Origin of the sequence: Rahnella perminowiae, from assembly GCF_019049755.1 — a bacterium.
Lineage (GTDB): Bacteria > Pseudomonadota > Gammaproteobacteria > Enterobacterales > Enterobacteriaceae > Rahnella > Rahnella perminowiae.
Genome location: NZ_JAFMOS010000562.1, coordinates 1 through 19951, shown reverse-complemented (window position 1 = coordinate 19951; position 19951 = coordinate 1). Strand labels below are relative to the sequence as shown.

The 19951-nt window shown below is 54.1% G+C and carries 18 protein-coding genes; 8 read left to right on the top strand and 10 right to left on the bottom strand.

The genetic code is table 11. From position 1 onward, the window contains the following. Positions 1–69 precede the first annotated feature (69 nt). The 3 genes from J1785_RS14715 to mtnN all read right to left on the bottom strand — a co-directional run bounded on the left by J1785_RS14715 (position 70) and on the right by mtnN (position 2153). A complete protein-coding gene (locus J1785_RS14715; protein WP_129953127.1) occupies positions 70–315 on the bottom strand; it encodes a hypothetical protein in 246 nt (81 codons plus the stop codon). Between the two features lie 321 nt (positions 316–636). Beyond that, complete coding sequence (gene btuF, locus J1785_RS14710; RefSeq protein ID WP_217219673.1) at positions 637–1449, bottom strand: vitamin B12 ABC transporter substrate-binding protein BtuF; 813 nt, start codon at positions 1447–1449, stop codon at positions 637–639. After that, positions 1449–2153 (bottom strand): 5'-methylthioadenosine/S-adenosylhomocysteine nucleosidase, encoded by a 705-nt coding sequence (gene mtnN / locus J1785_RS14705; protein ID WP_217219671.1) that lies wholly within the window; start codon positions 2151–2153, stop codon positions 1449–1451. Before mtnN ends, btuF begins: the two co-directional genes overlap by 1 nt. A 183-nt stretch (positions 2154–2336) precedes the next feature. Here mtnN and dgt point away from each other — a divergent pair, with 183 nt between their 5' ends. The 6 genes from dgt (at position 2337) to gudD (ending at position 11339) form a co-directional block, all read left to right on the top strand. Continuing rightward, the gene (gene dgt / locus J1785_RS14700) at positions 2337–3851 is read left to right on the top strand and encodes a dGTPase (protein ID WP_217219668.1); all 1515 of its coding nucleotides are present in this window, start codon (positions 2337–2339) and stop codon (positions 3849–3851) included. Positions 3852–4181: 330 nt separating this feature from the next. Then, positions 4182–5633 (top strand): serine endoprotease DegP, encoded by a 1452-nt coding sequence (gene degP / locus J1785_RS14695; protein ID WP_129953123.1) that lies wholly within the window; start codon positions 4182–4184, stop codon positions 5631–5633. A gap of 239 nt (positions 5634–5872) precedes the next feature. Then, on the top strand, positions 5873–7033 hold the full coding sequence (locus J1785_RS14690; RefSeq protein WP_129953122.1) for a CdaR family transcriptional regulator: 1161 nt from the start codon (positions 5873–5875) through the stop codon (positions 7031–7033). 226 nt (positions 7034–7259) lie between these two features. After that, positions 7260–8633 carry an MFS transporter gene (locus tag J1785_RS14685; protein WP_129991353.1) on the top strand — a complete coding sequence of 458 codons (1374 nt, stop codon included), beginning with the start codon at positions 7260–7262 and terminating at the stop codon, positions 8631–8633. Next, positions 8633–9973 carry an enolase C-terminal domain-like protein gene (locus J1785_RS14680; RefSeq protein ID WP_129953120.1) on the top strand — a complete coding sequence of 447 codons (1341 nt, stop codon included), beginning with the start codon at positions 8633–8635 and terminating at the stop codon, positions 9971–9973. The genes J1785_RS14685 and J1785_RS14680 overlap by 1 nt, the downstream gene beginning before the upstream one ends. Before the next feature lie 28 nt (positions 9974–10001). Further along, positions 10002–11339: a glucarate dehydratase gene (gudD, locus tag J1785_RS14675; RefSeq protein ID WP_129953119.1), complete on the top strand. Its 1338-nt coding sequence runs from the start codon at positions 10002–10004 to the stop codon at positions 11337–11339. A 69-nt stretch (positions 11340–11408) separates the two neighbouring features. Here gudD and J1785_RS14670 read toward each other — a convergent pair whose 3' ends face one another. Beyond that, positions 11409–12230, bottom strand: coding sequence for a shikimate 5-dehydrogenase (locus J1785_RS14670; protein ID WP_129953118.1), 822 nt, complete (start codon positions 12228–12230; stop codon positions 11409–11411). 137 nt (positions 12231–12367) lie between these two features. On the opposite strand from J1785_RS14670, the gene alkB reads away from it, so the two are divergent. After that, a complete protein-coding gene (alkB, locus tag J1785_RS14665; protein WP_129953117.1) occupies positions 12368–13021 on the top strand; it encodes a DNA oxidative demethylase AlkB in 654 nt (217 codons plus the stop codon). A gap of 108 nt (positions 13022–13129) precedes the next feature. Then, on the top strand, positions 13130–13609 hold the full coding sequence (locus tag J1785_RS14660) for a cold-shock protein (RefSeq protein WP_129953116.1): 480 nt from the start codon (positions 13130–13132) through the stop codon (positions 13607–13609). Positions 13610–13664: 55 nt separating this feature from the next. On the opposite strand, the gene J1785_RS14655 is transcribed toward J1785_RS14660, so the two are convergent. The 6 genes from J1785_RS14655 to J1785_RS14625 all read right to left on the bottom strand — a co-directional run bounded on the left by J1785_RS14655 (position 13665) and on the right by J1785_RS14625 (position 19716). After that, a complete protein-coding gene (locus tag J1785_RS14655; RefSeq protein WP_129991355.1) occupies positions 13665–14633 on the bottom strand; it encodes a Csu type fimbrial protein in 969 nt (322 codons plus the stop codon). Then, entirely contained in the window at positions 14630–17167 is a 2538-nt protein-coding gene (locus tag J1785_RS26770; protein ID WP_238483226.1) for a fimbria/pilus outer membrane usher protein, read from the bottom strand. Before J1785_RS26770 ends, J1785_RS14655 begins: the two co-directional genes overlap by 4 nt. Before the next feature lie 18 nt (positions 17168–17185). Then, positions 17186–17983 (bottom strand): fimbrial biogenesis chaperone, encoded by a 798-nt coding sequence (locus J1785_RS14640; RefSeq protein WP_217158293.1) that lies wholly within the window; start codon positions 17981–17983, stop codon positions 17186–17188. A 19-nt stretch (positions 17984–18002) separates the two neighbouring features. Then, positions 18003–18506, bottom strand: a complete 504-nt coding sequence (locus J1785_RS14635) for a Csu type fimbrial protein (RefSeq protein ID WP_217158311.1) — start codon at positions 18504–18506, stop codon at positions 18003–18005. Positions 18507–18589: 83 nt separating this feature from the next. Continuing rightward, on the bottom strand, positions 18590–19108 hold the full coding sequence (locus J1785_RS14630) for a Csu type fimbrial protein (protein WP_129953112.1): 519 nt from the start codon (positions 19106–19108) through the stop codon (positions 18590–18592). 62 nt (positions 19109–19170) lie between these two features. Beyond that, positions 19171–19716: a Csu type fimbrial protein gene (locus J1785_RS14625; RefSeq protein ID WP_129953324.1), complete on the bottom strand. Its 546-nt coding sequence runs from the start codon at positions 19714–19716 to the stop codon at positions 19171–19173. Between the last annotated feature and the right edge of the window lie 235 nt (positions 19717–19951).

Below are 19951 nucleotides of genomic sequence, written 5' to 3'. Positions count from 1 at the left end.
GACGGGCTTTTTTATGCTTAAAACCCCCGTTCAGAAGGGCGCTCAGGTAAGTGAGTATTCACAAGGGGGTTACCATTCAACCGTCACCAGCTTCGAACCGGGGCTAATCCCCGGCACGGCGGTAAGCATTTTTTCGCTGATGTGCGGTTGCATCATCGTCCGGCTGGCGCAGATGACTGAAGTGTGAGTGCGCGCAGCATTAATCTTGCAACCTGGCATGATCGTCAGGCTGACGCCAATCTGGCCGCCCGTCATGCCCGCGACAGCAAACAGCGGGCTCAGTGCGAGCAGCACACTGAGTAAAAGAGCTTTCATTATTGTTATTCCTGCTGGTGTAGATCAACAAAATCAGCCTGGCTGAAAAGGTTATCGGTCTAATTTTCGCGGTCTTTAATCCGAAGTTGTTACGATTCGGAGATAAACCGCTTTTTTGTCGTTGTTCATACCGTTATTTATATTAATTTGCTTGTTTAACAAACAGATAATCGTAAGGCGGGGGTGGCAACGTACGAAGGATGTTACGCCGGATAGAGTAACAGAAGGCGACGAAAAATTATTGATTTCGGTTAATAATACAACAATCCGGGAAGGCGCCTGCGGGTCTGCCCGTTGATACACTTTCATGTTGGTGAGTATTCACCCTTCAGGGATAGCAGCAAGCTGCGGGCAAAGTTGTTGTGCAGCCAGAAGGATACGCGGTCCGGCGCGGCTGAACCAGTCGGGATCCAGGGCGATAACCTGCGCACTGAGCATCGGGCCCCAGTAATCTTCTATCATCTGTCTCTGCGGTTTTCCGCCTGATATAACAATAACCTGAGGATGACGGCTTAAAACCTGTTCCCGGCTGACCTGAGGCCAGGGTACGCGGCTGTCAGCGAAAATATTTTTTGCGCCGCACACGTTAAGCACTTCGCTTTGCATTGTGGTGGCGGCAGCCGTAAACAGCGGCTGGGTGCCGAACTGAATAAAGGCAGAAACCGGTTTTTCGCGGCGATATTTCAGCTTCAGCGCCTGCCATTGCTGACGGAAATCCGCCGCGGCTTGTTTTGCCTTTTCCGGCGAAGGGCTGTACACCGCCAGCTGTTCTAGTGCCTGTGCTACCTGTTGAGCATTTTGCGGATCAAGATAGATAACCTGTATCCCCAGCGAAATCAGCTGATCCAGCGGGCGTTGCGGGTTACCGCCCCGCCAGGCGAGGACCAAATCAGGTTTCAGCGTCACAATACGTTCAACGTTGATTCCCTGCCAGTTAGCCACCTGCTCAAGCTTTCTGGCCTGGGGTGGATAATCGGAGTAAGCACTAACTCCGATTATCCGGTCGCCCAGACCGGCGGCAAACGCCAGTTCTGTCAGACTGGGTGCCAGCGTGATCACCCGTTGTGCAGGTGCGGCATTGGCCACCACAGGCAACAGCAGGCCGCTCAGAATGAGGCAGAACCGGCTTATCATTATTCTTCGGAAGCTGCCAGCGCTGTCAGCATCGCATCCACCATCAGAGTGGATTGCTGTGCGGCGACAACCAGGAATTCTTCAAAGCTCAGGTGAGATTCACCATCGGCAACGTCAGAAATCGCGCGAACGACCACGAACGGCGTATCGAAAAGGTGGCAAACGTGACCGATAGCGGCAGCTTCCATTTCGACAGCCGATACCTGCGGGAAGGTCGCGCGGATACGTGCCAGAGGCGCGGCACCATTGATGAAGGCGTCACCGCTGCAAACCAGGCCGCGGACGGCGTTCAGGTTCAGTTCACGGATGCAGTTCTCTGCCAGTTCAATCAGTGCCGGATCAGCGGTGAACGCAGGCGGACAACCGGCCATCTGGCCCGGTTCGTAACCAAACGCGGTGACATCAGCATCGTGATACCGCACTTCATCAGAGACGACGATATCGCCGACTTTCAGCGTTTTCGCCAGCCCGCCGGCGGAACCGGTGTTAATCACCACATCAGGACGGCAATGTTCCAGCAGCAGCGTGGTGCCCATCGCCGCAGACACTTTACCAATGCCGGATTTCAGCAGCGCCACGTCTACGCCGTTTAACTGGCCTGTATAGATTTCGCAGCCCGCACGTTCGATAGTCTGACGGTTGATGATCTTGTCGCGCAGCAGAGTCACTTCCTGCTCCATTGCACCGATAATGCCTACTTTCATATGAATACTCGCAGATGTGTATGGAATGAGCCGCAGCATGTGCGGAATTGTCGGTTTAATCACGAAAACAATGCGCGATAGTCTATCATGGCTAAAGATAAGAAATAATCCGTTTGGGATGCAGGTTGTTAATGCAAAAAGTGCGTCGGTTTGATGTGTGAGTGGCTGAAAAGGTGGGAAAACATGTCCGGGATCGATTTTAAAGCGAAATTCAATTTTCAGCGCCCTTTCAGCGCACCGATCGAGGCACGCGATGCCTATGACGTCGTCCGTCAGTTCGAAAGCGATCGCGGACGCATTATCAACTCGGCAGCCATCCGTCGCCTGCAACAAAAGACGCAGGTTTTTCCGCTGGAGAAAAATGCCGCCGTTCGTAGCCGCCTGACTCACTCCCTTGAAGTTCAACAGGTCGGGCGTCACATTGCCAAAGAAATTTTGCATCGTCTGGGCCGGCAGGGAAAACTGGAATATTACGGGCTGGACGAGGTGACGGATCCGTTTGAAAGTGTGGTCGAAATGGCATGCCTGATGCATGACATCGGCAATCCACCGTTCGGTCATTTTGGTGAATCCGCCATCAATAACTGGTTTGCCAGGCGGATGGATACTTCCGGTTGCGGCGAAACGCCGCAGGAAATCGATTCCTGTCTGGTCGCGTGTTTACGCCTGACGTCAGGCGATACTGAACTGAATCAGCTGCGCAGTAAAATCCGCTACGATCTGTCTAATTTTGAAGGCAATGCGCAGGCCATCCGGCTGGTCTTCACTTTGCTGAAACTCAATCTGACCTACAGCCAGACCGCGTGCATTCTGAAATATACCCGCCCTGCGTACTCAATGACCAAACTGGCCTCGCATGATTACCTGATGAAAAAACCGGGTTTTTATCTGGCGGAAGAGCCGTTCATCAATAAACTGCGCAGCGAACTTGGGATGGGTGAATTTAACCGTTTTCCGCTCACCTACATTATGGAAGCGGCCGATGATATTTCTTACTGCATTGCGGATCTGGAAGATGCAGTTGAAAAAAGTATTTTCAGCGTTGAACAGCTTTATCAATATCTGTGTCGCGAGTGGGGCACAATAGAGAGAAATGACTTCTTCGATAAAGTGGTTCGCACCGCTTACGAAAAAATGGATAAAGCGAAAACGTTCCGTAATCCGGTAGATTACTTCTTTATGGAACTGCGTGTTCAGACGGTGAAACAACTGGTGCCCCATGCTGCCCGCAGATTCATTGATCATATAGAAGATATTTATCAGGGCACCTTTAATCATGCATTACTCGAAGATGACAGCCAGGCCAACCGGTTGTTAGAGATTTATAAAGCGGTCGCCTTCAAACAGGTATTCAATCATCACGAAGTGGAGGAGCTGGAATTACAAGGCTATCGGGTGATCAGCGGATTACTGGATATTTACAGCCCGCTGCTGGATATGCCGCTGACCGATTTTACCCGTCTGGTTCAGGAAGACACGCACAAGCAATATCCTATAGAAACCCGTCTGTTGCATAAGGTTTCTGCTAAACATCGTCTGGCTTACAACAATGCTGTGGCGGCTCTGGAAGGGTTACCGGTCGCGGAACATGCCGCGCAGGAGTTTTATTACCGGGCGCGAATGATCCAGGATTATATCAGCGGTATGACTGACCTTTATGCATACGATGAATACAGAAGACTAATGGCGGCTGAGTAATTTTCCCGTCATATTTCGTATGACAGAGGCATTGGCTGTTTTCAGTTATCCGGATCCCTGACTCATGTCAGCTCACCGGGATTTCTGCCCTTGCCGTCTTGCGGTAATACGAATTATTTAGGGTGATAGTTAAGGATTAAATTTAAATGTCTTTAAGTTTCTTTACTGAACTGTTTGAAAGTTCGCCATTTGTAAGCACTGACAATAATTTTTTACCATTGTCCGTTCGACCCTGATGAACTTCACGTTATTAATACTCTCTCAGTATCACGACTACCAAGCAATGCGACTATTTTTGGTTGCCACAATAATTTTAAGAGATCCTGAAAAATGAAAAAATCGAGTTTATTCCTCAGCGCATTAGCGTTAAGCATCGGCATGGCAATGGCCCCGGTTTCTTCTGCACTGGCTGCTGAAACAGCGTCTTCCAGCACCAGTACCACTCAGCTTCCTAGCCTGGCACCTATGCTTGAAAAAGTGATGCCATCCGTGGTGAGCGTTAACGTTGAAGGCAGCGCGCCGGTAAAAACACCGCGTATGGGCCAGCAGTTCCAGCAATTCTTTGGTCAAAATTCACCGCTGTGCCAGGACGGCTCGCCGTTCCAGGGTTCTCCGGTTTGCCAGGGCGGTGGTCAGGGGCCGGACGGTCAGCCTGTGCCTGAACAGAAAGAAGATTTCCGCGCGCTGGGCTCCGGTGTCATCATTGATGCCGACAAAGGTTATGTTGTCACCAACAACCATGTGGTGGATAACGCCACTAAAATCACTGTGCAGCTCAACGATGGCCGCAAGTTCGACGCGAAAGTCATCGGTAAGGATCCGCGTTCTGACATCGCCGTTATTCAGTTAGAAAATGCGAAAAACCTGACGGCGATTAAGATGGCTGATTCCGAACAACTGCGTGTGGGTGATTACACCGTGGCAATCGGTAACCCGTATGGTCTGGGCGAAACCGTGACTTCCGGTATTGTTTCCGCACTGGGTCGTTCCGGCCTGAATATTGAGAACTACGAAAACTTCATCCAGACTGATGCGGCAATTAACCGGGGTAACTCCGGCGGTGCGCTGGTGAACCTCAACGGTGAACTGATTGGCCTTAACACGGCGATCCTGGCCCCGGACGGCGGCAACATCGGTATCGGTTTTGCGATCCCAAGTAACATGGTGAAAAACCTGTCTAAACAAATGATCGAATTCGGTCAGGTGAAACGCGGTGAACTGGGCATCATGGGGACTGAGCTGAACTCCGAACTGGCGAAAGCCATGAAAGTTGACGCACAGCGCGGTGCGTTCATCAGCCAGGTCATGCCGAAATCCGCCGCTGAGAAAGCGGGCATCAAAGCCGGTGACGTGATACTGAGCATGAACGGTAAACCGATCAGCAGCTTCGCCTCGTTCCGTGCTGATATCGGCACCTTGCCAATCGGTACTAAAGTGACGCTCGGCCTGCTGCGTGAAGGCAAACCGATGAACGTTGACGTCACTATCGAGCAAAGCACTCAGACACCGAAAGTGGAATCCGGCAATATTTATACCGGCATCGAAGGGGCTGAACTGAGCAACGGTGCGGCTGGCGATCAGAAAGGTGTGAAAGTCGATGAAGTGAAACCGGGTTCAACGGCGGCGCGCATCGGCCTGAAAAAAGGCGACGTGATCCTGGGTGTGAATCAGCAGAAAGTAACCAATCTGGGTGAGCTGCGTAAAATTCTCGACACCAAGCCAAACGTTCTGGCGCTGGATATTCAGCGTGGCGATACCTCCATTTATCTGCTGGCGCAGTAATTTACGCCTGCAAGACCGCATACAAAGCACGCTCCGGCGTGCTTTTTTTTTGCCTGTTTTCCAGTAACACACATAAATTATGCGGATTTAGCCGGGCAGGTTGGGCATTTGCTTAAAACTGTGACGTTACCCGCAACTTCAATAGGCGCTTTCGCTCTTTGGGCATTTGCATAATGTGTGGGCATCACGGCCTGAGTATGCTGTTTTAACAACGATAAAACAGGCAAGGCAGGGGCTCCATGTCGGCGTATCATCTCGATGCAAAGCTGGCGCAACAAATTGTTGCCCGCACAATGCAAATTATTGATAGTAATGTGAATGTCATGGATGGCCGCGGACGGATTATTGGCAGCGGCGACGATCAGCGTCTTGGTGAATTGCACGAAGGCGCTTTGCTGGCGATTTCGCAGGAGCGTATTGTCGATATCGACGAAGGCGTTGCACGGCATTTGCACGGTGTACGTCCGGGTATCAATTTGCCGCTGCGTATCGACGGTCAGATCGTAGGCGTTATCGGTCTGACGGGCAACCCGTCCCAGTTGCGTCAGTATGGCGAGCTGGTATGTATGACGGCGGAAATGATGCTCGAACAGGCGCGCCTGTTGCATATGCTGGCGCAGGACAGCCGTCTGCGTGAAGAACTGGTGCTTAACCTGATCCGTGTGGATGAGCTTTCACCGGCGCTGATGGAGTGGGCGCAGCGTCTGGGCATCGACCTGAACCGGCCACGCGTTGCGGCAGTGGTAGAAGTAGACAGCGGACAGCTTGGTGTGGATTCCGCCATGGCCGAACTGCAGCAGTTGCAAACCTTGCTGACTACGCCGGAACGCGACAACCTGATCGCTATCGTTTCCCTCACTGAAATGGTGGTGCTGAAACCGGCGCTGAACAGCTACGATCGCTGGGATCCGGACAGCCACCGTCAGCGCATTGATCATCTGCTGTCGCGCATGACCGAAACCGGACGCCTGCGCGTGCGCATTTCCCTGGGTAACTTCTTTACCGGCCCCGGCAGTATCGCCCGTTCTTACCGCACCGCACGCACCACCATGACGGTAGGCAAGCAGCGGATGCCGGAACAGCGCTGTTATTTCTATCAGGATCTGATCTTACCCGTGCTGCTCGACAGCCTGCGTGGCGGCTGGCAGGCCGACGAACTGGTGCGTCCCCTGGCGCGTCTTAAAGCGACGGATGGCAATGGATTACTGCGGCGCACATTGGTGTCGTGGTTCCAGAATAACGTTCAGCCGACTGCGACCTCTAAAGCATTGTATATTCATCGTAATACACTGGAATATCGCCTTAACCGTATCTCGGAATTAACCGGTCTGGATCTGGGTAATTTCGACGATCGTTTATTGCTCTACGTCGCTCTGCAATTAGATAATAACCATCTGTGACAGCCATCACAGCTGTTTCATTTTTTGTGAAACAACTCCCATGTGGCTGGGCATTTGCCTCAGGATAAATGCAACGGGCTGTTTATGCTTGGAAGATTGCCCAATGAGTAAAAGGAACGTTGTTCATATACTGGCTGCGTTCCTTCCTCTCTGAACCCTACAGTTCTGTGAATGGAATGACTTTTATCTCTGTTTAGAGGCGTTGTCATTAATTCCGGAGAACACCATGGAAACTACCGTTTCAGCAGCCAGTGCTGTCAAAAAAAGAACTAACGCGCGGTACTGGATAGTGGTGATGTTATTTATTGTCACCTCATTTAATTACGGCGATCGTGCCACGTTATCCATTGCCGGTTCGGCAATGGCCAAAGATATCGGGCTGGATTCCGTCGGGATGGGTTATATCTTCTCGGCATTTTCCTGGGCTTATGTCATCGGTCAAATACCCGGTGGCTGGCTGCTCGATAAATTCGGTTCGAAAAAAGTCTATTTCTACAGCATTTTCATCTGGTCTTTATTCACCCTGTTGCAGGGCTTTGTTGATGTCTTCAGCGGCTTCGGCATTGTTGTTTCATTGTTTGCCTTACGTTTTCTGGTCGGTCTGGCCGAAGCGCCGTCCTTCCCCGGCAACAGCCGTATCGTCGCCGCCTGGTTCCCGGCTCAGGAACGTGGCACTGCGGTCTCTATTTTTAACTCCGCACAGTACTTCGCCACGGTTATTTTCGCCCCGATCATGGGCTGGCTGACGCATGAGGTGGGCTGGTCACATGTCTTCTTCTTTATGGGCGGCCTCGGCATCATCCTGAGTTTCATCTGGCTGAAAGTGATCCACGATCCGAAAAATCATCCGGGCGTCAATCAGGCCGAACTTGATTACATGGAAGCCGGGGGAGCGCTGATCAATATGGATCAGAAGATCGCCCAAAAAGTCGTCGTCAAAGGCGAAAAAACCTTCCAGCTGAAGCAGTTACTGAAATCCCGCATGATGATTGGCATTTATATTGGCCAGTACTGCATCAACGCGCTGACCTATTTCTTCATTACCTGGTTTCCGGTGTATCTGGTTCAGGCGCGGGGTATGTCGATACTGAAAGCGGGTATGGTGGCTTCGGTACCGGCGATTTGCGGATTTCTCGGCGGTGTGCTGGGCGGGATCATTTCCGACTGGCTGATGCGCAGAACCGGCAACCTGACACTGTCGCGCAAGGCTCCGATTGTGATTGGCATGCTGCTGTCGATGTCGATGATTTTCTGCAACTACGTCGATACCGAATGGATGGTGGTCGGCATTATGGCATTCGCTTTCTTCGGTAAAGGTCTGGGGGCGCTGGGCTGGGCGGTGATGGCCGATACCGCACCGAAAGAAATCAGCGGGCTGAGCGGCGGTTTGTTCAACATGTTCGGTAACGTCTCCGGCATCATCACGCCGATCGCTATCGGCTACATTATCGGGACGACCGGCTCCTTCAACGGTGCACTGATTTATGTCGGCGTCCACGCGCTGCTCGCTGTGGTGAGTTATGTATTTATTGTGGGAAAAATCGAACGTATCCAGCTTCGTCCGTACGCCAGTACAGGCAGCATAAAAGGAGAACTGTGATGAGTACGCAATCCTCACCCGTCATTACTGATATGCAGGTCATTCCGGTGGCCGGGCATGACAGTATGCTGATGAATATCGGTGGCGCACATGGCGCTTACTTCACCCGCAATATCGTTATCCTCACAGACAGCGCCGGGAATACCGGTGTGGGCGAAGCGCCGGGGGGTGAGGTGATTTACCACACGCTGACGGAAGCTATTGCTCAGGTGAAAGGCCAGGAAGTCGCGCGCATGAACCGGCTGGTGCACCAGATCCACATGGGCAATCAGTCCTCTGATTTTGACTCTTTCGGCAAAGGCGCATGGACTTTCGAGCTGCGTGTTAACGCCGTCGCCGCACTCGAAGCCGCACTGCTGGATCTGATGGGCAAATTCCTCGGTGTGCCGGTATGTGAACTCCTCGGGCCGGGCAAACAGCGGGATGAAGTCACGGTGCTCGGTTATCTGTTCTATATCGGTGACCGGCAGAAAACCGATTTGCCTTATCAGACTGGGGAGCGCGTTAACCATGACTGGTATCACCTGCGTCATCAGGAGGCCATGAACAGCGAGGCGGTAGTGCGGCTGGCCGAAGCGGCGCAGGATCGTTATGGCTTCAGGGATTTCAAACTTAAAGGTGGCGTATTGCCGGGCGAGCAGGAGATCGAGGCGGTTAAAGCACTGGCAAAACGGTTCCCGGATGCGCGGATCACCGTCGATCCGAACGGCGCATGGCTGCTGGATGAAGCGATCGGTCTGTGCAAAAACCTGCACGGTATCCTCAGTTATGCCGAAGATCCGTGCGGCGCGGAGCAGGGTTTTTCCGGTCGTGAAGTGATGGCGGAATTCCGCCGCGCCACCGGTTTGCCGGTCGCCACTAACATGATCGCTACCAACTGGCGTGAGATGCAGCACGCGGTCATGTTGCAGTCGGTGGACATTCCGCTGGCGGACCCACACTTCTGGACGATGCACGGTGCGGTGCGTGTCGCTCAACTTTGCGATGAATGGGGCCTGACGTGGGGTTGTCATTCGAATAACCATTTCGATATTTCGCTGGCGATGTTTACTCATGTCGGCGCGTCCGTACCGGGTAAGCCGACGGCAATAGATACGCACTGGATCTGGCAGGAAGGCAGCCAACGCCTGACCAAAGAGCCGCTGCAAATTGTGAACGGGAAAATCAAAGTGCCTGAAAAACCGGGGCTGGGTGTGGAGATCGACATGGATCAAATCCATCGTGCCCACGCGCTGCACCGGACACTGCCGACCGGTGCGCGCAACGATGCCGCCGCGATGCAGTATCTGATCCCCGGCTGGACATTCGATCGTAAGCGCCCGGCACTCGGGCGCGGTTAACGGAATCTGAATTGACTAAGGAGTCAGCATGACCTCTTCATCTACACCTAAAATTGTCTCCATGCAGGTGATCCCGGTCGCCGGGCACGACAGTATGTTGCTTAATCTCAGCGGCGCACACGCCCCTTTCTTCACCCGCAACATCCTGATCCTCAAGGACAGCAGTGGTCACACCGGCGTCGGCGAAGTGCCGGGCGGCGAGAAAATTCGTCAGACGCTGGAGGATTCTGCGTTGCTGGTGATCGGCAAAACTCTGGGCGAATACAAAAATGTGATGACTGCCGTGCGGGAGAAATTTGCCGACCGTGATGCGTCAGGCCGGGGTTTGCAGACCTTTGATTTACGCACCACCATTCACGTCGTGACGGCGATCGAAGCTGCCATGCTTGACCTGCTCGGCCAGCATCTGGGCGTCACCGTGGCCTCATTGCTGGGCGACGGACAACAGCGTGATGAAGTCGAAATGCTTGGTTATCTGTTCTACGTCGGCGACCGTAATAAAACGTCGCTGGGCTATCAGAGCCAGCCGGGCGACAGCTGCGACTGGTATCGCCTGCGCCACGAGGAAGCGCTGACACCGGCGGCGGTAGTGCGTCTGGCGGAAGCCGCGTATGAGAAATACGGTTTTAATGATTTCAAATTAAAAGGCGGCGTGCTGGCCGGGAGCGAAGAGGCCGAAGCCGTGACGGCGCTGGCGCAGCGTTTCCCACAGGCGCGGATCACGCTCGATCCTAACGGTGCCTGGTCGCTGAATGAAGCGATCGCGCTGGGCAAACAACTGCGCGGTGTGCTGGCGTATGCGGAAGATCCGTGTGGCGCAGAGCAGGGCTTCTCCGGGCGTGAGGTGATGGCCGAATTCCGCCAGGCGACCGGTCTGCCGACGGCCACTAACATGATCGCCACTGACTGGCGTCAGATGGGGCATACCATCCAGCTGAAATCCGTCGATATTCCGCTGGCGGATCCGCACTTCTGGACGATGCAGGGGTCGGTTCGCGTGGCGCAGATGTGCCACGAGTGGGGGCTGACCTGGGGTTCGCATTCTAATAATCACTTTGATATCTCGCTGGCAATGTTCACCCAGGTAGCCGCCGCCGCGCCGGGTAAAATTACCGCCATCGACACCCACTGGATCTGGCAGGAAGGCAATCAGCGCCTGACCAAAGAACCGTTGCAGATCAAAGGCGGTAAAGTGCGCGTACCGGAACAACCGGGACTGGGCGTTGAACTGGATATGGATCAGGTGATGAAAGCCCACGAGCTGTACAAAGGCATGGGACTGGGCGCCCGTGACGATGCACAGGGCATGCAGTTCCTGATACCGGACTGGAAGTTCGATCCGAAAAAACCGTGTCTGGTGCGGTGATCGCCGGCCAGATCCCGGCCATTAAAAAAGCCTCTCCCGTGAGAGGCTTTTTGCATTCAGCGCTGCGGATCAGCGACGTGCGTGTGCCGCTGCGGCTTCGATCTGTTCATCGGATGGACGTATACCGGTATACAGCACGAACTGTTCCACGGCCTGTAGCGCGGCCACTTCTTCACCGGTAATGATTTTCTTGCCGTGTTCACGGCCATAGCGGATCAGCGGCGTTTCGGTGGCTTGTGCGACGACGACGTCAAAGACGATACTGGCACGATCAATCACGGCCGGTTCAAACGCCAGAGAGTCCGCTTCCGGTGTCCCCGGCATGCCGATGGGTGTGACGTTAACCACCATATCAACGGCCAGATCGCCGACTTCTGCTTTCCATTCGTAACCGTATTCTTCTGCCAGTGCACGGCCGTTGGCTTCGTTACGGGCGATGATATAGCCGGTTTTGAAACCTGCGTCACGAATAGCTGCCACCACGGCTTTACCCATACCGCCGCTGCCGCGCAGGGCGAAAACGGCGTCGCGCGGCACCTGATGGCTGTCGAGCAGTTTGGCGACTGCGATGTAATCGGTATTGTAAGCGCGCAGGAATCCATCGTCATTAACAATGGTATTCACTGACTGAATGGCAGTTGCGGAAGGATCCAACTCATCAAGGAAAGGAATGCAGGCTTCCTTGAACGGCATCGAGACTGCGCAGCCGCGAATGCCCAGTGCACGTACGCCTTTCACTGCGGCTTCGATGTCCTGAGTGGAAAACGCTTTGTAGACGTAATTCAGGTCTAATGCCTGATAAAGGCTGTTATGAAAACGGGTTCCGAAATTGCCCGGCCGACCGGAAAGGGACATACACAACTGGGTGTCTTTGTTAATTTCCCGACTCATTTCATTCTCCTTTTAAGATGTTCTTAATGACCTTACGGCCTTTTAAGCAACCTTAGCTGAAACGATCAGCCCCGACAATCTGCCTCTGTCTCAAATCGGCTGTTATACTTAACGGATGCGTGAACACGGAGGCTGACATGAATTTAGATCTATTTGATCACCCCGATTTTCACCCCAACTGGCGCGAAGAACTGTGTCCGGGTGCAGTGGTATTGCGCGGTGCGGCGCTGGCAGATGATGCGGCGTTGCTGGCGGAGATCGACCGCATCGCCGGGCTGGTGCCTTTTCAGTATCGCGCCACGCCGGGCGGCTATGCGATGTCGGTGGCAATGACCAATTGCGGTGATGTCGGCTGGGTGACGGACAGGGCAGGTTATCGCTATCAGTCCACCTCGCCGGAAAGTCATCAGCACTGGCCGCCGATGCCGGAATTATTTCGCCGGCTTGCCGTCAGCGCGGCAGAACAGGCGGGTTTTGCGGGCTTTACGCCGGATGCCTGTCTGATCAACCGTTATCAGCCAGGCGCAAAAATGAGCCTGCATCAGGATAAAGACGAGCACGATTTCGGCCAGCCGATCGTGTCTGTCTCGCTGGGTTTACCGGCTGTTTTCCAGTTTGGTGGCATGCAACGCAGTGATAAAACGCAGCGTGTGCCGCTGTTACATGGTGATATTGTGGTGTGGGGCGGCCCGTCGCGGTTGCGTTATCACGGCGTATTGCCGCTCAAAGCAGGCGAGCATCCGCTGACCGGTCAGTACCGGTTTAACCTGACTTTCAGAAAAGCGACGTAATTCCGTGGGGATCAGGCCGTAAAGCACAGGACTTTGTCCGCATTCTGCTTTACACTGCCGCCCTGCAAAAATGACATGTTGAATAAATAATTACTTAGGCGGTAAGCGATGAACGGCGTAATCACAACCTGGTTTGAAGATAAAGGTTTCGGTTTTATCAAAGATGAAAACGGCGATAACCGTTATTTCCACGTGATTAAAGTTGCCAACCCTGAGCTGATTAAAAAAGATGCGGCAGTCACCTTTGAACCGACCACCAACAACAAAGGGCTTTCCGCCTTTGCGGTGAAAGTTGAGCCGGAGAGCAAATACATCTTTATCGCCGGTGAGCGTATCAAAATCACCAGCATTAAATCATTCCTGGCGTTTAACGAAGAAGTCCCGGCAGAGACGAAAATCGATAAAGAAAACGCCGTGCTGTCCGTCGGATTGCTGATGAACCGTATCCGCCCGCAGGAAGAAGAGAAAAAAGCGGAAACGCGCACCATGAAAAAGCTGCTGATCACCACCTTCCAGAACAGCACCTATGTGTTCACCGAAGATGAAATTGACGTGGATGCCACGGTCAAAACGCTGAAAGCGCTGTAATACCCTTCTCAAACCGGTGCACATTCGTGGCACCGGTTCTGTTATCCCCCCTTTTTTAATACGTCACTGTCACTGTCACCGTATCGCTGTAGTTACCTGCAGGCTGGTTGCTTTGCGCCAGATTCACCGACGCGGTGTACGGAAACGATTGTGATGTACCGGTGCCGGTCGCGCTGCTGTTGGTGGAAGCCGTCCATACCGTACTGTCACCTTTAAATATCTGATATTGCAGATAAGAGGTGGTGCCGCCGACGGTTGAGGCCATCTGCCGGTATTGCCCGGACACCGGCACGCTGCTGGTCAGATTGACGGAATAGCTGGCGTTCAGGGTACAGCGTACGCTGATAGTATTTGCCACGACCGTGGTCAGTCCGGAAGGCAGGGCTGCACTGCCGAAACCGACGTTGGGTGCACTGTCGATATAACAGAAATTGGTGACGTTGAGGGTCAGGTTGATATTCCCTGTCGTGGAGCCGGAGTCTGCCAGACACAGTAAGGTACCAATAGCCACTGAACACATATTCCATGTCCAGGAGAGGGGAACGACATCCGTATAGGTGCCGGCGGCCAGATTGGAAATGGCGGCCGGACGGATGTAGAGAGGTAACGTACTGTTGGGGCCGGAAAATAAGCCTAGCAATCCCAGTGCCGTGGTGCTGCTCCAGGTGATGGTATCGTTCTGATTATAAACGGCACTGCAGCTGGCATCTTTGCACAGGCTGTAGGGCAAGTACTGACCCGTTGTCCCGCTGTAAAGTCTTGGCTGTGAGTTGCTGGGATGCTGAGTCACGCCGATCAGGGCGGTGATGGTATTGGTGCCTGCAATGTTAAGCAGTCCGCCGGTACAGCTTAATCCGCTGCCGCCTGATGTGATCAAGGGTGAGGAACTGACGGCAAAGGAGTTCTGTGTGCCCAGCGTGATGGTGCCTGGTGTGGTAGTACAACCCGCTCTTACCAGCGACGACGCGCCCAGCAATAACATCAGTAGCAATCCGCGATGCATCCGCTGCCTGAACATTCTCATGATTTATCTCCAGCTGTGACTTTCGCTGAGCCACCGGGGCATGCCAGCGGGCCGATCTGCTCAATGCTGTGGTAGTCAGGGTTGAGTGTGAAACTGATCCGGCAGACCGAATGATCTTCCGTCCGGATATTCAGTACGTTGTTTTCCTGTAAGTGCGAGAAATAGGCCAGCCCGTCGTAACCCGTGACGGTGGTTTGTTGCGTATTTTGCTCCGTGACCAGCGTGCCGGGCTTCAGGGGCTGTCCGGCAGCGTCATGCAGGGTGATATTGGCGGACAGCACTTTCTCGACGTTGAATTTCACCACCACGCCGCTGCCCTGTTTCACCGCAATACGGTCGTTGACGTTATTGGCGACCACGTCGGCGGGCAGCGGCAGGGTGTCGATTTCTACTTTGGCCGGATAATACGAACTGACGGTCGGGATCAGCAGGTGGCCGTTTCTATCCGTTTTGCCCATTTTCTGATTCTCGTACAGCACCGGAACATCGGCATAATGGTCGGTATCCACCACGATAAAGGCATCGTTGATCTTGTCTGAAAGGAACCAGTCATTGGCCATAAACACCACCGATCCGCTCAGATCCGCCCACCGGGTGTAATCGCCCTGATTGCCGTAGAATCCGCCCTGGATCGTCGCGTAACGGGATTTCCAGGTGGCGTCGGCTTGCCGATACGGATTGTTGCCGCCGCTGTAGGCCAGATTCCAGCCCAGACCGCCGTCGGTTGGCGTGGCTTTACTGGCGCCGGTTTGCTCCTGATAATGACCCGCACTGTCCCGTTGCACACCGGCGTTCAGGTTAATATCGGGGCCAAGCGGAATGATAAATTGCAGCTGTGCGCTGTAGCCGTTATCACCGAGCGTTTTATTGAGCGATAAAAACAGGCTGCTTTGCCCCCACAGCGAGCGGCTGTAGGAAAAATTCACCAGACGGGTATGCGAATTGTCATAGGCTTCGACATCGTAATACCCGATACCCATCGTGCCGTTAGCATGCCCGAACGGCGACGTGCTGAACGTCACCTGATCCGACTGACGGCTTAACCGTGTGTCGCTGGTGTAAGACGTGATGTCCTGATAACCCGCCGTACGTTTTGAGCGCAGTGCTGACAGACTGAATACCGTCGAATAGTAGGAATAGCCCAGCGTGAACTGGTTGCCGTCTTCTTTATCCGTCACGCTTTCGTCGGGCGGCGGGAGCATTTTACCTCCGGCATCGGGCATGCCTGCCGTCGGGTTATCATTAAGCTGTGTCGTTATCTGATTATCACCGCTGACCGGCGGATGATCGGCTTTACTCTGGCTGGCTGAAACACTCAGTGTGCCCCAGGTACCGACCGCGATATCCGCGCCTGCGCCGCCCAGCGCCAGACCCTGTACGGCTTCGGTATGACCGGAAAGCGTCAGATAATTGTTCAGCCCGTAACGGTAAATCCCGCTGAATGCGGCATCCGAATAATCGCCGTTGGTGATGCCATAATTTTTGCGAACGGCCCCGAGTGAGAAATCGAAATCGCTGAGGTTTTTGCGCAGTAAGGTGTTGGAAACATAAAACGGCACGCTGGTCGAAACCTGACGTCCGACCGCATCGGTGGTGACAACCGTCGCTTCACCGGCGCCATTAATATACGGCACGTTGGTCAGGGTAAACGGCCCTGAATTCAGGTTATTACTGCTGGCTTTGTAGCCATTAAGGAACAAATCCACCGTGGTTGGTACCGCCGCCGTACCGCTGTATTGCAGCAACGGATAAGTCACCAGATCCGGCCGGACACCAAAGTTACGGCTGATACGTAAACCGCCCATACGTGCTGAATTACTCCACGTCAGTGAATCGCTGACGAAATCCCCGGCCTGGTAGCTGATCAGGTTTTTCTCGTCTGTGAAACGCCAGAAGGTGTCGTAACGCAGATAGCCATCCTGTGTGGTCTGGCCGCCGTTGCTGCTGTCGATGTTATCAACGTTATAGCGGTAAGTGCCGGTATTGGTGACCAGCCCGAGGCCGCTGAATAAACGTTGCTCCATCCAGGTGGCGATAGTTTTCGCTCCGCCGGGGGAATCGGTGTAGTAGGAATCATAGTTAAACAGCAGGCCGGTGCTGCTTTGCGACGGCGTGTAGTTCATCAGGGGATCACCACTGATATTCTGGTTCGGCAGCCAGGCGTCCGGCACGCTGAGTATCAGCTGCTGGGTGGCCGAATCGTATTTCGCTTTCACGTCCGGCAGTTCACCGACATTAATCAACCCCTGCCGGCCGTTAATATGAATATGATTTTTCGCCAGCACACCCGCTTCCACGAAATACGCGTTATTGCGCCAGGTGACCGGTACGACCTGATTGTCGGTCTGGCCGTTGACCACAATCGACAGATAAAACAGGGCGTCTGTGACCACCGGTGCAGCACGCGGGGCATCGGGCAGTGAAGAATATTCCTGCGCCTGTGCGCTGAAGGTACTCAGGCATAACAGGCACAGGCTTCCCCGAAAATACAGTGGTCGCTGATGACCTTTCCGGAGAAGACGTCTGATTGGCATCCTTTGCAGCTCCTGCTGTTACTGGCCGCGCGCGATAACAATCGGTTGGGTGTTATCCGCTATCTGCGCATTGAGCTGCGCACCCGGCGTCACCCCCGCCGGCACCGGCCAGCGCATTTGCTGCCCCGGCAATACATAACCCATAAAACCGCCGACCAGGGTTTTCACCCCCTGTTTCTGATTGCCGGTGGCGGACCAGAACACGTTGCTCAGCCGCGCATGCACGATGCCGGTATTGCGCACCTGCAAATACGTTTTCCCGTTTTCGGATACCGTACGCCAGCTGAGGATCGGGCGCGTTGCCGTGGAAGGATCACGCTTCACGTCGCTACGATCATGGGTCCACAAACTGCCGCCATCCATAAATAGCGGAAGCAGATAACGCATCTGCAATTGCAGGCCGACCACCGCTTTGTCTTTCCCCTGTGAGGAATCATTCAGCGGGGAAGGGATCTCATCAATAATGATGCGGTACGCCTGCTCGGTATTGGCCGCAACCGGGGTATTGCGGATCAGCCGGATCAACTGACGCTGACCCGGTGGCACGGTCGCGAAAGGCGGGCTGGCGACTACGTTGCTTTGATCGGCGTATTTCTCGTTAAAATTCTCCTGCTTCCAGGCGAGTACGCGCACCTGCAAGGACACCGGTTCCGCGCCACGGTTTTCCAGCCACAGGGCGGATCCGTTCTGATCGGATTCAATAATCTGATAGACCGGCCAGACCAGCACTGAACTGGCAGCCTGTGCGGTCAGGCAAGACAGAAAAGTCCAGGTCAGTGCGGCGGTGGCGAACAGGCGTAAAAGCAATGTCTTCATATTTCTATATCCTGATAATTCAATAGGTTAATGTCACGGTGACCGTGTCGGTATACGTCCCGGCGGAAGGCAGGGGGCTCACAGCGTATAAGCGTGCATAAACCGGATAGGTTTGGGTGGTAGCCGGAAAGCTGGGGATGGACATCACCAGCGCGCCATCGCCCCATACCTGGCTGCGGGCGGCGTCGCGAAAAAGCTGGTAGCCGAGCTGATCGGGATTACTGGTGTTTTGCATAAAGCGCCGGGTGGCGGTGCCCCCGTGGATACCGTAATCCATGGCAATACTGACGGAGGCACCCGGCGTGCAGGTCACTACCACGGACCCGGCGCCCGTGCTGCTGACCGTATCGACGTTGCTGGTGAGGGACGACATGGAACCGAAGTTGATGGTGCCGAGATTGGTGGTCGGGCTGGAAAGTGAGCTGCCAAATACGCAGCCATTGGTGAGAGTGGCTGAAACGGTAAATGTGCTGGTAGCTGTGGCGGCACGCGCTGAACTGCATAACATCAGCGGCAATAACATCAGCGACAATAAAACCAGCGGCAATAATACCCTCACCGGTAATAACGCGGTCGGAACCCGCTGGCGGCCAGGCATCATCACCTCTACCAGGATACGGTGACATTCACCGTATCCTGATAAACACCGGCAGCGGGCGTGGTTTGTGCCGGAACGCGGCCATAGACCGTGCTCCATTGATCCGCGCCGTTACCGGTGCCGCTGACGCCGGTGGTGTTGTCCCACACCGTGGTGCGGGCGGCCGTGGTATAAAGATTGTAAAGCAGGGTGGAAGCGCTGTTGGTGGTGTTCACCATTCGCCGCGCCGTGACCACGCCGCTGCTGCCGCCATCCATGACAATTTTGTACGTCACCCCGCTCACGCATTTCACGCGGATCGATCCCGCCAGTTGTGCGCTGGTCGCATTCACCGCGCTGGTGAGCGATGCATAATTGCCAAAATTCAGCGTACCGAAACTGGTGCTGCCGGACGTCGTGGTTCCCGCTTCACAGGCGGGCAGCAACGTGGCACTGATGCCTATTGTTGCCGCCTGACTCAGTGAAATATACCCTTGCATTGACACCAGCAGTGCGGCTGGCAGTAGCAGCAGTACCTTGATGTCCATGATCTTTCCTTCCTTGAACCGAAAGCCAGTCAGAGGCGGAACCGACTCTGATGGAAAAACTCTTACCAGGAAAGAGTGGCAACAACGGTATCGTTATAGGTGCCCGCAGCCGGTGTGGTACTGGTCTGATCGGCAGGCAGCACACGACCGTAAATCGGAATGTTTTGCGCCGTGGTGCCTGTCGTGAGCGTAATCGGCGTATTAATCGCGATTTCGGTAGTCCGTGCGGTATCGGAATAGAGGCGGTAAGGAATGCTGTTACCGCTGGATGTCATGGTACGCAGCCCGCCGGTTGCCGCCAGTCCGCCGTTCAGTGACAGCGTCGGGGTCAGTCCGGTGCTACAGGTGATCGTGACTGCACCGGTGCCGTTGGCCCCGAATACCGTCCCGTTAATGACGCTGGTCAGATCGGCGTAGTTACCAAAGTTCAGTGTACCCCACTGGTTGGTCCCCCCCGTTGATGTGCCGTTACCGACCGTACAACCGGTGCTGATGGTCAGCTGAACGCCTACCTGTCCTGTTAAAGTACCGGCTGCCTGTGCGCCAGCGGCTAATGTCAGCGTTGCAGCGGCAAGAACGGCCAGCAATAATGATTTTTTTTCGCCCATGATGACTCCCAAAAACAGCTTACACCGTTGTGTATTCATGCAACGTCGTTGCATGTGGAAATCCTCTGGTGATGAATAATTAACGCTAAAAACTGCAAAAAAGCCGGTAAGAAACAGCGTGCAGGCCGGGTGTTATGTTTTCCCTTCACAACGGAGCGGAACCCTGACCTTATGTGCATGATGAAGAACGCCATCATGGTTAAATATAAGTTAATAAATTTACCTTAAGGTAATC

Excerpts from the sequence above, each read along its gene's own strand:
- J1785_RS14715 (WP_129953127.1), bottom strand. The coding sequence starts at position 315 with ATGAAAGCTCTTTTACTCAGTGTGCTGCTCGCACTGAGCCCGCTGTTT.
- btuF (WP_217219673.1), bottom strand. The coding sequence starts at position 1,449 with ATGATAAGCCGGTTCTGCCTCATTCTGAGCGGCCTGCTGTTGCCTGTG.
- mtnN (WP_217219671.1), bottom strand. The coding sequence starts at position 2,153 with ATGAAAGTAGGCATTATCGGTGCAATGGAGCAGGAAGTGACTCTGCTG.
- dgt (WP_217219668.1), top strand. The coding sequence starts at position 2,337 with ATGTCCGGGATCGATTTTAAAGCGAAATTCAATTTTCAGCGCCCTTTC.
- degP (WP_129953123.1), top strand. The coding sequence starts at position 4,182 with ATGAAAAAATCGAGTTTATTCCTCAGCGCATTAGCGTTAAGCATCGGC.
- J1785_RS14690 (WP_129953122.1), top strand. The coding sequence starts at position 5,873 with ATGTCGGCGTATCATCTCGATGCAAAGCTGGCGCAACAAATTGTTGCC.
- J1785_RS14685 (WP_129991353.1), top strand. The coding sequence starts at position 7,260 with ATGGAAACTACCGTTTCAGCAGCCAGTGCTGTCAAAAAAAGAACTAAC.
- J1785_RS14680 (WP_129953120.1), top strand. The coding sequence starts at position 8,633 with ATGAGTACGCAATCCTCACCCGTCATTACTGATATGCAGGTCATTCCG.
- gudD (WP_129953119.1), top strand. The coding sequence starts at position 10,002 with ATGACCTCTTCATCTACACCTAAAATTGTCTCCATGCAGGTGATCCCG.
- J1785_RS14670 (WP_129953118.1), bottom strand. The coding sequence starts at position 12,230 with ATGAGTCGGGAAATTAACAAAGACACCCAGTTGTGTATGTCCCTTTCC.
- alkB (WP_129953117.1), top strand. The coding sequence starts at position 12,368 with ATGAATTTAGATCTATTTGATCACCCCGATTTTCACCCCAACTGGCGC.
- J1785_RS14660 (WP_129953116.1), top strand. The coding sequence starts at position 13,130 with ATGAACGGCGTAATCACAACCTGGTTTGAAGATAAAGGTTTCGGTTTT.
- J1785_RS14655 (WP_129991355.1), bottom strand. The coding sequence starts at position 14,633 with ATGAGAATGTTCAGGCAGCGGATGCATCGCGGATTGCTACTGATGTTA.
- J1785_RS26770 (WP_238483226.1), bottom strand. The coding sequence starts at position 17,167 with ATGCCAATCAGACGTCTTCTCCGGAAAGGTCATCAGCGACCACTGTAT.
- J1785_RS14640 (WP_217158293.1), bottom strand. The coding sequence starts at position 17,983 with ATGAAGACATTGCTTTTACGCCTGTTCGCCACCGCCGCACTGACCTGG.
- J1785_RS14635 (WP_217158311.1), bottom strand. The coding sequence starts at position 18,506 with ATGTTATTGCCGCTGATGTTATGCAGTTCAGCGCGTGCCGCCACAGCT.
- J1785_RS14630 (WP_129953112.1), bottom strand. The coding sequence starts at position 19,108 with ATGGACATCAAGGTACTGCTGCTACTGCCAGCCGCACTGCTGGTGTCA.
- J1785_RS14625 (WP_129953324.1), bottom strand. The coding sequence starts at position 19,716 with ATGGGCGAAAAAAAATCATTATTGCTGGCCGTTCTTGCCGCTGCAACG.